The following is a 13,685-nucleotide window of genomic DNA, read 5'->3' on the forward strand; positions in this document are numbered from 1 at the left end:
GCCTATTTTTAATTGGTCAGTTAAACAACGTAATCTGCAGCCCATTTTTCAAGAATGGCTTGGTATGGCTGAATAAACTGTTCTTCTGTAAATTTACCTTGTTTTACTGCCAATTGGCTACGTTCTTCACGATCATATACAATTTGGGTCAGTGAGTAGTCTTGATACTTCAAACTTGGTTGATAGCACTGCCCTGCTGCCGCATTGGCATTATAAATCTCAGGACGGTAAATTCGCTGGAAGGTTTCCATGGTACTAATTGTGCCAATCAACTCAAGGTTGGTATAGTCTGCTAACAAGTCACCACGGAAGTAAAATGCTAAAGGCGCAACGCTATTTTTTGGCATAAAGTAGCGAACCTCTAAGCCCATTTTTGCAAAATATTCATCTGTTAAAGAGTATGCCTCTTGTTTATATTCAACACCTAAAATTGGGTGTTCATTTGTCGTGCGATGATACGTTTTGGTGGTTGAAACACTTAAACAAATCACAGGTTGTTTATTAAATCTTTCAGTGTAGGTTTTTGAGTTCACAAATGACTGAAAAATCTTGCCATGCAAGTCGCCATAGCCCGCTGGTACTGTAAATTCTGTTTTGTTTTTATTGTGCTCTAATAACAATACGCTAAAGTCATAGTCACGTACATAAGAAGAAAAGTTGTTACCAACAATCCCATCTATACGCTGATTGGTTTTATGATCAACAATATTTGTTTTCAAAATTTCAATGGTTGGGAATGTATTGCCATTACCTTCAACATCAATATCAACAGATATAATGTCTAGCTCTAGAGAATAACGGTCTGCATTTGGGTTGTCCCAATGTGCCAAGTCATTAAAACGATTATTCATCATTTTTAGAGTTTTACGCAGATTTTCTTCACGACTCTCGCCTCGTGCTAAGTTAGCAAAGTTTGTCGTTGTACGAGTATTGTTTGATGGGTGATAGTTTTCATCAAAACGAATGCTTTTAACTGTAAATTGAAATGCTGTACTCATTGCTCTGCGACCCTAAATTTGAGATAAAACCTGAATGTATGTTGCTCTTGCTTGCTGCATGTTCCAGTTTTGGCGTTTAACAGTCAGTCTATGTATTTTTCTTGCTCATAACGAATGCTACAAGTAAGAGTGAACAATCACATGCTCTACCTTAAGAACATAAGGTAATTTATACATCAATCACTACATGAATAAAAGTGACTTTATTTCACAAAAATATGAATGAAATTCATGTTTGGTTTTTCGCTATTGTTTAGGGATATTTTATACAGCATATGACTTTTACAAAAAAATTTATCTACTTTTGAACAACTGCTTAAACCTAAAAAAGTGGACAAAAATCACGCTAAAACTAATATAAACTAACGTTGGGGCACACTTATGACTAAATGCTTTAGTCCAGAATTTAAGTCGCAAGCAATCGATTATGCGCTTGCAAACTCACACCAACCATTAGCATCAATTGCAGTGAAACTAGGTGTTAGTTATTCAACATCAGATAAATGGATTCGCACAGCCAATCCGGAGGGTTCAAGCAAGTGAATCGGATCAGATGACATTCTGCAAATGGTTGGTTAAGCCCTGAGAATTTTGAACAAAACCATTTAGGGCTCGAATCTCCACAAAACTCTATCTAGGATCAATAGAAAGAGTAGCGGGAAGATTGTATTGACCAACTATTTCAGATGTTTTTTATACATGTATTAGGAGTTTTAGCCTACACACTATACCACCCCATCATCTGATGGTTAGCACCAATTAACCTGTTTCTGAGAACACTATCCCTCTACTAAATTTAATGGTGTTGAAGATGAAACTAAAGATTTTCATCTATATTTATATCAAGAATTGCAAAAACAGGAAAAGCTTTTAAAATCAAATATTTTAGCTTAGAATAAAATTAAACATCAATATACAGCTATTTGGGTCAAGTCGCCGATCTGGAATTTAAGGAAAATTTATGAGTAATCAATTAAATTTTAAGGTCAGCTCTGGATTAAAAAATATTATTGGTCGTGATTTAATTATTAACGATACCGTAGCTATTTTTGAATTAGTAAAAAATGCATTTGATGCAAATGCTCGGACAGTTCAACTCTATTTTGATAAAGAGAGAATTATCATCATTGATGATGGTCATGGTATGAACTATGATGACTTAGTTAATAAATGGTTATTTGTAGCTTATTCAGAGAAGAAAAAGCAAAATCAGTCAAACCATACTGACTATCGTCATAGCGTGATTAACAAAAATTTTGCCGGTAGCAAAGGTGTAGGACGCTTCTCATGTGATAGGTTGGGAAAAAGTTTAAGGCTTCAAACAATACATGAAAATCATATAAATCATAGTGAAATTTTAGATATTGAATGGGACAGGTTTGAATCTAATGACCTTAATCGATTTGAATCAATCCAAGTGTATAATAGCTCAAGTTCAAGCTTTAATTTAGAGTGTTTTGAATATTCTATAGACTTATTTAATATTTTCTCATTAAACAAATCTTTAGAACTTCCAAAGCATGGAACAATCATTGAAATAAAGAACTTACGAGAAGTTTGGGATAGAAAAAAACTACTAGATCTTAAAAATTCTTTAGCGAAACTTATTAACCCATTTAAGCAAGAAAGTGATTTCAAAATTATTATTTATGCCCCTGACGAAATAGATAAGGATAATAAAGAATACCAAGATAAAAAAAACTCAGATGAATATATACCTTTAGTAAATGGCTCGATCCAAAATTTTATTTTTGATACATTACAATCTAAATCAACTTACTTAGATGTTAACTTTACCGATAATGGTGAAACCATTACTTCGACCCTTAGAGATCGTGGGGAATTAATATATAAAATTAAAGAACCTAATGATTACACAAATATAAAAAATTCAGAATTTTCATCTAGTATTTACTATTTAAATACAGCAGCAAAACAAACATTTAAACGACGAATGGGCCTAACATCAGTATCGTTTGGATCAATTTTTGTGTTTCGTAATGGCTTTCGCGTCTACCCTATTGGTAATGAAGGGGATGATACTTTTCGTCTGGATAGAAGAAAACAACAAGGTTATGCCAGATATTTAGGTACACGTGATGTTATAGGAAAAATTGATGTAAAAGGTACTGAAGAACAATTTAAGGAAACAACCAGCAGAGATCAAGGATTAATTGAAACGCCAGCATATCTTCAATTAGAAGAATGCTTTATGGAAAAATGTATCAAACGATTAGAAAGCTATATTGTTGATGTTACTTGGAAAGATAGTCTTGATAGAGAATTAGATACTCCTGAAAGATTAAATACAGATCTTGCTAAAGCACGCATTATACAAATTGTTTCGAAACTAGCTAATTCAAAAAAAATAGAATTATTAGAATATAGTGAAAATTTAATCACGATACTTAATGAGAAATCAAAAGAATTTGAAGAGTCTATTGAAGGCTTAAAAGCAGTTGCCCGCAAATCTAATAATATTGAACTATGGGAAAAAGTTAATAAAGCTGAACAGAGATATTTAGAGCTTAAAGAAGCCGAAATACAAGCTAAAAAGGAGGCTGTAGAAGCTGTAGAAGCCAGAAGACTAGCTGAAGAAGAAGCAAGAAAAGCAAATAAAGAACGCCAGGAAGCTGAAAAACAGAAGCAGGCGGCTGAAGAGGCAACAAAACAGGCTGAAGAAGAGAAACAAGAAGCTTTATCTGAAAAAGAACAAGTCTCTCTAGCATATGAAGAAGAGAAGAAAAGAAATCTATTTCTAACAGCTAATTCATCATTAGATAAAGATAATATTGTTAATCTCATGCACCAAATTGGAATTTATGCTTCAACTATTCATACTATTCTTACAAACCAAATTGATAAACTAAATCATGATGAAAAATTCACTAAAGAAGAATTAATTAATATATTTGAAAGACTAACATTCAAAAACCAGCAAACATTATCGGTCTCCAGATTTGCAACGCAGGCTAATTTTAGAATTCAATCAGAACAAATTACAGCCAACTTAGTTAATTTTTTTGAAGAATACTTGTTAGCAATTTGTAGTATATATACTGGCGATACATTAAAGATTACTTTTGATACTGATATTGACTCATTTGAAAGAACATTTCTACCGATTGAACTTTCAATGGTCATTGACAATCTCGTACATAATTCACGTAAGGCTAGAGCAACTACTGTTAATTTTAGCTTTAAAAAAATAGGTTCAAAACAAATTGAAATTTCTATAACCGATGATGGTCAAGGCATAGACTCATATGAACAAAATAGAATATTTGAGAAAGGCTTCAGTACTACTGATGGTTCTGGGCTTGGTCTCTACCATGTGAAATTTATTATAGAGCAAATGGGCGGAAGTATTTCTTTAAACGAAGACTACCATAATGGTTGTCAATTTATAATTAGGCTAGTATAAGATGCGTTTAGATTACCAGATATTGTGGTTTGAAGATCAGCAAAATAATGTTGAAGAAGTAGCAAAAGGTCTATCTACTCGATTAAGTCGTCTAGGCTTTAATTTAAAAGTACAATGGATTAAACCTGGAAGCGACCTCAATAATACTTTCGGCAATATAAAGAATATTGTTAATAACTTTGATCTCATCTTACTTGATTATGATTTAGGTAAAGATAGCTTCAATGGTGCTGATATTGCAAAAAAGCTTAGACGTTCAAATTTACTAACAGATATTATTTTTTACAGCTCAGCCTCACCTAGTAATTTACGCCGGTTCATGTTTGACCATCACGTGGATGGTGTCTTTTGTATTAATAGAAATAATTTACAAGGTGAATCATTCGAGATCATACAAAATAGAATACGTAAAATTCTTGATATTAATCATATGCGCGGAATTGTAATGGAGGTTGTGAGTGAGTTTGATGAATCAATTAGTGATTTAACAAAAAACCTTGAATCTAAAATTGATTGTAGTGAAAAAAGAAAAGAAATTTCATCATTCATCCAAGAGAAGATTACAACATTAGGTTCAAAAAATGTTTCTCAAATAAGCAATATTATTAATAATGAATCAGGTTATATGTTCGAAGAACTTATAAACCATAGAGCATGTAGTAGTTTCATAAAATACGAAGTTTTAAAGAGAATGTTGGAAGATTTAGAAGACAAATATAATATAACGAATATATTAGAAGTCTTAAAAAAATACAATGAAGACGTTATAGCACCAAGAAATGAGCTGGCGCATGTAAAACCAACAGAAGAAAAGGGGAAAACTGTTTTTAAGGTAGGTGACAAGCTATATGGCGAAAATGAATTTAAATTGTTACGTCAAAACTTATTAAATCACCGAGATAATTTTAACGATCTTAAAAACTTGCTTATTAATGGTAACCTTGAAGAAGTCCAACGTGAATAGTCCTGGTGTTTGAATCATAAATCCATTACACTTCTCTTGAAATTCTAGTATAAGAACCTATTATGCGCTTTATAGACTTGTTTTCTGGCTGTGGCGGACTCTCATTAGGACTACTAAACGCTGGTTTGACAGGTCTTTTTGCCATTGAAAAGAATACAGATGCCTTTCTTAGTTTAAAAAACAATCTTGTTACACCTAATCCAAATTTGAAAAATACTTTCAAGTGGGATTCTTCCCAACTTTCTGTACAACACCATGATATTCATGAAGTCTTAGAAGAAAAAAAGGATTATTTAGCTCAATTAGGGAAAGATAAAATTGTTGATTTGGTAGTAGGTGGTCCACCATGCCAAGGCTTTTCAACGGCTGGAAGACGAGATCCAAATGATCCTAGAAGCAAACTGGTATACGACTATTTAAAAGTTGTCTCTTTAGTCCGCCCCAAGATTATTTTAATGGAAAATGTTAAAGGAATAACATATAAAATTAAAGATCAACCAGCCATAGCTAATAGCATCAAAAGTAAGTTAGCAGAATTGGGCTATCTGCCAATAACATTTATTGAAGATTGTTCTGTATGGGGAGTTCCTCAACATCGGATTCGATTCATATTATTTGGTATTAATATTGAAGAGATAATTGGAGTTAATCCATCTTTATCTAAAAAACAAATATTAGAGTTCAGCAAAAAAGTAACTCCCTTATTTGAAGAGAAATTTAATCTATTTACTAAAAAATTTAAAGCGAAGAAAAATTTGCCGATCAAAGTTTCTACTCAAGAAGCTATTGCTGATTTAAAAACGTTAAGCAAATATAATCGTGCTTATAAATTAAAAAATGTCACGGATATTCCAAGTGATAGGTTCTTACAAATATCTAGTACACATTGTCCTGAAAATTTAAATAGGAGCTATATTGATTTAATGAGGGATGGACTTGTTAAAAATTTTTTACCAACAGGTTTACGCTTAGCTAACCATACCCCCATTATAAAAAATAAATTTAAAAGAATTTTAAGCGATTTAAATAACCCTAAACTATCTGGAAAATATCAATTACAAAGAATGCGAACTCTACCAAAAGATTATGTATTAGATGCTTTCAATACTAAAAAGCAGATTACTAAAGTTTTAGATCCATCAGAATGTGCTCCAACTATCACAACATTACCGGATGATTTATTACACTATGATGAACCTCGTATCTTAACCGTACGAGAATGCGCCCGTTTACAATCATTTCCCGACTGGTTCGAATTTCATGGCCCTTATACAACTGGTGGAGAAAGAAGGAAAGTAAGCTGTCCGAAGTATACTCAGGTCGGCAATGCCATTCCTCCGTTAATGGCTGAGGGTATTGGGTTATTTTTATTAAATGAATTTAATAGTATTTGTCATGAGATAAAACTCGAATTACTTAATTACCAGAAAGAGATATCACTCACTCAAAGCAAACTTACTCACCTAACATAAACTCAACAGCCGCCTGCACATGTATCGCAGTGGTATCAAATAGTGGTAAGCCACACGCTTCTGCCTCTGGCAACAACATCACAATTTCGGTACAGCCTAAAATAATACCTTGTGCCCCTTGTTGTTTTAAGCCTTCAATTATGTTTAAAAACGCTTGCTTAGATGATGCGTTGACCTGACCCAAACACAGCTCATCATAAATAGTGCGATGTATCGTTGCCCGATCTTTCTCTTGGGGTATCAATACCTCTAAACCATGCTCAATCAACCGTGCTTTATAAAAATCTTGCTCCATGGTAAAAGCTGTACCTAGCAAAGCGATTCGCTGTATGCCCTGTGCCAAAATATGTTTTGCTGTGGCATCAGCAATGTGTAATAAAGGCACGCTCATGGCTTGTTGAATTTCTGGTGCAACCAAATGCATGGTATTGGTACACAGTACAATCGCATCAACCTCTGCACATTGTAATTTTTGAGCTTCTTGTTGTAATATTTTGGCGGCTTGTGCCCAATCACCTTGTTGTTGGAGCTTTTCTATTTCTGCAAAATTTACGCTATTTAAAATAATCTGAGCACTATTTAAACCACCTAAACGTTGCTGTACTGCCTTGTTTAAATGCTGATAATACAATGCTGTAGACTCCCAGCTCATACCACCCAATAAGCCAATTGTTTTCATTATTATCTCTCATTCTATGCGTTTAAGTAATAATCCTGCACGTAAACCTAAAGCCACGTTTGGGTTTGGAAATAAAATATAAAAGTTTTCTGTGGCATACATGACATCTTGTTCAGATGATTTAGCCACCCAATCGCCTTGTTTAAATAGCGAAAAATTAGCTGCATCTGGGCTTAAATTCAGTTGAAATGTTGCTGTTTTTTTAATAATGGCCTGTTGGACTGCAAATTGTTTGATGGTTTCTTTACGGCGTAAAGGCAACGTATCTTGTGCAATCACTGCACGAAGTAACAGTTCTATCCCTGTAAAATCAGCCAAATGATTATGACCAAATGGCTTGGCTTTACCTAATTCTAAAGTCACGCTGTGCGCATGACATACTTGCATACTAAAATGGCTAAAGGTCACACCTACACTATTATGATAGACCAATGCATCTAAATCTGCACACTTCAACTGCGCTAATAATAATGGGTCATAGGCATGTGTTTGATACGGCAACATCGCAAACGTTGGAAAAACCGCATCACGAATAGCAGTATGTAAATCATAATGATACCGCTGTGTATGCGGTGCAATATGATAAAAGTCTACACAATATTGCTCCAGCTTTTGTGCACGCTCCGTTTCAGCACATGACTCAATTTTTTGATATGCACCACAAAACATACGGTTCATATCATAGTCAATATAACGCATACCCTGCCGTATGGCTTCTGGATTACCTAAAATCAGCAATAGCCCGACATTTAACTGCAACCGATCTGCCATGAGGTCATCATAGATGTTAAATAACAACTCGATCGGTGCTGTTTCATTCCCATGAACACCTGCGGAAATCACCACTGAGCTGTTATAAGCCGTCTTCGGTGTAAAACACACCACACCTTCGTCCCACCATGACCAATGAAAATTGGCTTCTTCCCCCTTTTTCACTAAAAGATCATGTGATGACTGTAAGACCTGCTGTAACATGTTCATGTCATTCCCTCGGAGAACAAATTAAATACGCTGAAAATCGTATACTGAGCCCAGTTTTAAAATTTGTGTTAGCTCATCAAGTGCCGTTCTGTTTTCTTGCAGTAAAGCTGGATCTGCCAAGTCATGTTGTGACAATTCATCACGGTAATGTTTTTCAACCCAGTCTGTTAAAATTTCATACACCGCTTCATTCATAAAGACATGCTGATTAATCGCCTCAAGCTCATCTTCATTGACAGCAACACGTAAGCGTAAACATGCTGGGCCACCACCATTACGCATACTTTCTCTTAAGTCAAAGACTTTAATTTGATCTATTGCTAAGCCTGACTGAGTCATTTCCGTAAGATAATCCCAAACGGCTTGATTTTGACGAGATTCTTCAGGTACAACTAAAGTCATTTTTCCGTCGGTACGGGTGAGTATTTGGCTATTAAATAAATAGGTAGATACTGCATCTTGTACTGAAACACGAGAGTTCGGCACAATAATTGGGTTAAATGTTGCACCTAAGGCTGCCATTTTGGCTTCTATTTCAGCAAAAGCATGTGCTGTTTGTACAAAGGCATATTCATGGCAAAATAAAACTTGCTGATTACTCACCGCAATCACATCATTATGAAAAACCCCCTGATCAATCACATCTGGGTTTTGCTGTAAAAATACAGTATTTAAATCACTTAAACCATGTAAGCGAGCAATTGCTTGACTGGCTTCCAAAGACTGTCTTGCAGGGTATTTTTTCGGCCCTAAATGATTGCCAATAAACTGTTGACCATAAACAAATACATTCAGACTCGGCTTGTCATAAGCACCGCCTAAACGGTTATGGTTGGCCGCTCCTTCGTCCCCAAATAAGGCTACACTTGGCAATGCATGGTGGTGGCTAAAATATTGTTCATCATGAAACATGGCTTGTAAAATACGCCCCGTGGTTGGGTGTTCAATGGCACGATGAAACTTATTGTTTAGATTAGCCGGAGTAAAGTGTATTTTACCATCTGCACTGTCCGCTGAAGGCGTAACGGTACACGAATTGGCTGTCCACATACTCGATGCCGAACTGAGTGATGACAGTAAATCAGGCGACGTTTTCATCGCCTGTGTAATGACTTGCTCATCTGTGCCACTAAAACCAAGTTGGCGTAATGTTGTTAAATGTGGGCGTTCTTGTGGTGCAAAAACCGCTTGCTTTAAGCCCATATCGGCCAAGGTTTTCATTTTTTCTAAGCCTTGCAATGCTGCAAGTTTAGGGTTCGAGGTATTTTTTTTATTTTTGGTCGATGCTTCATTGCCAAATGACAACCCTGCATAGTGATGCGTTGGGCCAACTAAACCATCAAAGTTAATTTCATAACCAGACATAACAACACTCCTGTAAATCTATTTTTATAGTTGAATACCTGGGCTTAATGTCGCAGGGAGGCTCACATGGTCTTCTTCAAGTGATGCCATTGGCCATGCACAATAATCCGCCGCATAAAATGCGCTGGCACGATGATTCCCTGATGCACCCACGCCACCAAAAGGTGCAGCACTTGATGCCCCTGTGAGTGGCTTATTCCAATTCACAATACCTGCACGTGCTTCAAGCACCAATCGTTCAAAGTCTGCTTTATTTGGAGAAACCAAACCAACTGCCAAGCCAAAACGGGTCTGATTGGCAAGCTCAAGTGCTTCATCAAAGTTGCTATAACGGTAAATTTTAGTCAATGGACCGAAGTATTCTTCATCTGGAATATCTGTGACATCTGTAACTTCTAAAATACCCGCAGTCAGTAAGGCTGTGTCTGGGTTTGGTCGTGTCATTGCCAACAGTGGTTTTGCACCCAGATCAATTAATTGTTGCTGTGCTTGCATGAGCTGATCTGCAGCATATGATGAAATCACGCCTCCCATAAATGGTGCCGGCTCGCTGTTCCAAGCATCGACTTTTAGTTGTTTAGCCACTTCAATAAAACGTGCCACAAATGCATCACCTATCGCACCCTCTTTGACTAAAATACGACGTGCACAGGTACAACGCTGGCCTGCTGAAATAAATGCGGACTGAATAGCCAAATGCACGACAGCATCTAAATGCTCTATTTCATCAATAATGAGCGCATTGTTTCCACCCATTTCTAAAGCTAAAATTTTATCGGGGCGACCAGAGAATTGTTGGTGCAAGTGATAGCCAGTATTAGCACTGCCTGTAAAGAGTAAACCATCAATATCAAGTGCATTGGCTAAAGCTTCGCCTGTACTGCGACCACCTTGTATCAGATTAAGTACGCCGTTTGGCAAGCCTGCCAGTTGCCATAGCTTTACGGTTTCTTCTGCTGTACGTGGCGTGAGCTCACTTGGTTTAAACACCACAGCATTACCTGCAATCAGTGCAGGAACAATGTGGCCATTGGGTAAGTGACCCGGAAAATTGTATGGGCCAAAAACGGCCAACACGCCATGTGGTCTATGTCTCAATGATGCACGACCACCTGCCATGTCTTGGCTATGCTCGCCTGTACGTTCATGATATGCACGAATAGAAATGGCAACTTTACCCACCATAGACTGTACTTCAGTCAAAGATTCCCACAACGGTTTTCCTGTTTCTTGGCTAATGGTTTCAGCCAATTGTTGTTTATGTTCAGTCAGTAGTGCTGCAAATTTTTCTATTGTTTTTATACGTTCAGCGATTGGCAATCTTGCCCATGCAGGAAAAGCTTGGCGAGCCGAGCTACACGCAGACTGCACATCTTGTATGGTCGCTTCATGACCTGACCACACCAAATTCTGGCTCACAGGATCTTTTTTTTCAAAGGCTTGACCTTGTGCAGGCAACCATTGCCCACTGATAAACATTTTGCCGTGTTGCATGCTGTAATGCTCCTAAGTATTTAATGGCAATATCCGCACGTAGCTACCCGCGACTACATGCAGTTGTTGAGCTTGCATATGGGTTAAATAAATATGTTCTAAGTCCATTTCCGCTTCAACTAAAATGGCACAATAGTTTTGATAATCGTCATTGGCCACCATGAAACGTGGGGCTTCTAATGGTGCTGAGGATTCTTGTATCACAACACAGCGTTGTTCGCTCTCTCGTACTGCACGTAAGTCTTCAATATTGGCTTCTATGGTCGGCCCTGCATCAAAAATATCAACATAGCCTTGATACTTTAAACCTTCAGTTTCCAATAAACGGTATGCAGGGCGTGTGTGTTCATGCACTTGACCAATCACTTGCTGTGCCTCTTTGGGCAATAGGTCAACATATACAGGAAAGCGTGGCATTAACTCGGCAATAAATACTTTCTGCCCTACACCACTTAAGTAGTCTGCTTTTGAAAAAGGCATATTAAAGAAATGATGACCCAAAGCAGACCAAAATGGTGAATGGCCGTGTTCATCACTATAGCCACGCATTTCTGCAATCAACTTCTGTTCAAATTTTTGCTGAAAAGCTGCAATGAATAAAAATCGAATTTTAGAAAGAAATTTACCATTTTGATTTTTTCTAAATTCAGGGTCTAAAAATAAGGTACAAAGCTCACTTGAACCTGTATGGTCATTGCTTAAAAATAAGGTATCAAGTGATTGATAGACATTCAGTGCTTTAGAGGCATGCACCTGTTTACCCACATGAAAATTATAAAACGGCTCAACTAGCCCAACCGCAACTTCTATACCACTGACACCCACCACTTTTTGCTGCGTGGTATCTTCTAAAACAAATAAATAGCCTTGCTCACTTTTTTCCAAGTGGCCTTGGCGTGTCTGTTCTGTACGCACAAGTTTTGCAATTAATGCATCTTCATTTTCAGGCAAAGAAGTCAGGCCAATGCCTGACTTTTTCGCTAAAATATAGATGTCATTTAAATCACGTTGCTCGGCGTGTCGCACTCTCATCATGCTAAACCCACCTTGAATGATTAAACTGTAGTAAAGCTTGCTAAAGCCTGTTCAAAACGTGCCAAACCTGTGGCCACTTCTTCTTCAGTAATCACCAATGCGGGTGCAAAACGCACGACATTTGGCCCTGCAATCAGTACCAATAAGCCATGTTCAGCACATAGAGTCATGATCTCTTTGGCACGACCTGCGTATTGAGCATTTAACACACAACCAATCAGTAGGCCTTGACCACGTACTTGTTCAAACACTGCATATTTGTCATTCAGTGCCTGTAAACCTGTAAAAAATTGTTCAGAACGCTGTTTCACGCCATCCAAGGTTTCTGGACGATTCACATACTCAAACACCGCATTCGCAACTGCACAGCCTAGTGGATTACCACCGTAGGTTGTACCGTGGTCACCAATGGCATATTGGCTCGCATAATGATCTGTTGTAATCATCGCCCCGATTGGGAAGCCACCGCCAAGTGCTTTAGCCGTGGTTAAAATATCTGGAGTAACACCTGTATTCATATAGGCATACAAAGCACCTGTACGGCCAACACCTGTTTGCACTTCATCAAAAATTAATACTGCACCCACTTCATCACAACGACGGCGTAAACCCTGTAAAAACTCAACTTGAGCAGGTACTACCCCACCTTCACCTTGTATTGGCTCAACAATCACCGCACAGGTTTTTTCACCAATTACAGCCAATGCTGCATCTAAGTCGTTGTAATCTACATGCTCAATATTTGCAGGCAATGGTGCAAAGTCTTGTGAATATTTGGGCTGACCACCCGCAGTCACGGTAAATAAAGTACGACCATGAAAGGCATTTTTAAAGGCGACAATTTGGTTTTTATCTACTTGGCCACTTTTTAGACCAATTTTACGAGCTAGCTTTAAAGCCGCTTCGTTGGCCTCTGCACCAGAGTTAGAGAAAAAGACTTTATCTGCAAAGGTATGTTCTACCAAGTTTTTCGCCAAACGTAATACGGGTTCATTGGTATAGACATTACTCACATGCCATAGTTTTTGTGCTTGCTCTGTCAATGCATTGACTGCAATAGGGTGTGCATGCCCTAAAGCATTCACGGCAATCCCCCCTGCAAAATCGATATATTCTTTATCATTTTGGTCCCACACTCGAGAGCCTTGACCATGAGTCAGTACAAACTGTGCTGGTGAAAATACTGGAACCATATAGTCGTCAAAATGATGTCTTTGAATCTGATCTTGCATGCCAACCTCAACTCAGCACATAAATGTGCGTTTCATAAAAA

At 37.3% G+C, this 13,685-nt stretch carries 10 protein-coding genes and 1 pseudogene; 4 read left to right on the forward strand and 7 right to left on the reverse strand.

All coding sequences use genetic code 11. The features are described from left to right. Positions 1-20: 20 nt before the first annotated feature. Positions 21-998, reverse strand: coding sequence for a DUF1852 domain-containing protein (locus I2F31_RS12450; protein WP_195769944.1), 978 nt, complete (start codon positions 996-998; stop codon positions 21-23). Between the two features lie 381 nt (positions 999-1,379). Here I2F31_RS12450 and I2F31_RS12455 point away from each other — a divergent pair. The 4 genes and pseudogenes from I2F31_RS12455 to I2F31_RS12470 form a co-directional block, all read left to right on the forward strand. Further along, positions 1,380-1,538: pseudogene (locus I2F31_RS12455) on the forward strand (transposase); the annotation flags it as partial. A 421-nt stretch (positions 1,539-1,959) separates the two neighbouring features. Then, on the forward strand, positions 1,960-4,422 hold the full coding sequence (locus I2F31_RS12460) for a sensor histidine kinase (protein ID WP_195773967.1): 2,463 nt from the start codon (positions 1,960-1,962) through the stop codon (positions 4,420-4,422). Position 4,423: 1 nt separating this feature from the next. Next, positions 4,424-5,386, forward strand: a complete 963-nt coding sequence (locus I2F31_RS12465) for a response regulator (protein ID WP_195773968.1) — start codon at positions 4,424-4,426, stop codon at positions 5,384-5,386. 62 nt (positions 5,387-5,448) lie between these two features. Then, positions 5,449-6,858 carry a DNA cytosine methyltransferase gene (locus tag I2F31_RS12470; protein ID WP_195769947.1) on the forward strand — a complete coding sequence of 470 codons (1,410 nt, stop codon included), beginning with the start codon at positions 5,449-5,451 and terminating at the stop codon, positions 6,856-6,858. On the opposite strand, the gene I2F31_RS12475 is transcribed toward I2F31_RS12470, so the two are convergent. The 6 genes from I2F31_RS12475 to astC are packed head-to-tail and all read right to left on the reverse strand — an operon-like array spanning position 6,842 to position 13,644. Continuing rightward, entirely contained in the window at positions 6,842-7,537 is a 696-nt protein-coding gene (locus I2F31_RS12475; protein WP_195769948.1) for an aspartate/glutamate racemase family protein, read from the reverse strand. The two genes, I2F31_RS12470 and I2F31_RS12475, sit on opposite strands and share 17 nt — an antisense overlap. A gap of 9 nt (positions 7,538-7,546) precedes the next feature. Beyond that, entirely contained in the window at positions 7,547-8,518 is a 972-nt protein-coding gene (astE, locus tag I2F31_RS12480) for a succinylglutamate desuccinylase (RefSeq protein WP_195773969.1), read from the reverse strand. A 21-nt stretch (positions 8,519-8,539) separates the two neighbouring features. Continuing rightward, positions 8,540-9,883: an N-succinylarginine dihydrolase gene (gene astB / locus I2F31_RS12485; protein ID WP_195769950.1), complete on the reverse strand. Its 1,344-nt coding sequence runs from the start codon at positions 9,881-9,883 to the stop codon at positions 8,540-8,542. A gap of 24 nt (positions 9,884-9,907) precedes the next feature. Beyond that, positions 9,908-11,362, reverse strand: coding sequence for a succinylglutamate-semialdehyde dehydrogenase (gene astD / locus I2F31_RS12490; RefSeq protein WP_407647893.1), 1,455 nt, complete (start codon positions 11,360-11,362; stop codon positions 9,908-9,910). Between the two features lie 27 nt (positions 11,363-11,389). Continuing rightward, complete coding sequence (astA, locus tag I2F31_RS12495) at positions 11,390-12,412, reverse strand: arginine N-succinyltransferase (RefSeq protein WP_195773970.1); 1,023 nt, start codon at positions 12,410-12,412, stop codon at positions 11,390-11,392. A gap of 20 nt (positions 12,413-12,432) precedes the next feature. Continuing rightward, positions 12,433-13,644, reverse strand: coding sequence for an acetylornithine/succinylornithine family transaminase (gene astC / locus I2F31_RS12500; protein ID WP_195769953.1), 1,212 nt, complete (start codon positions 13,642-13,644; stop codon positions 12,433-12,435). Positions 13,645-13,685 lie beyond the last annotated feature (41 nt).

This window comes from Acinetobacter rathckeae, assembly GCF_015627125.1.
GTDB lineage: Bacteria > Pseudomonadota > Gammaproteobacteria > Pseudomonadales > Moraxellaceae > Acinetobacter > Acinetobacter rathckeae.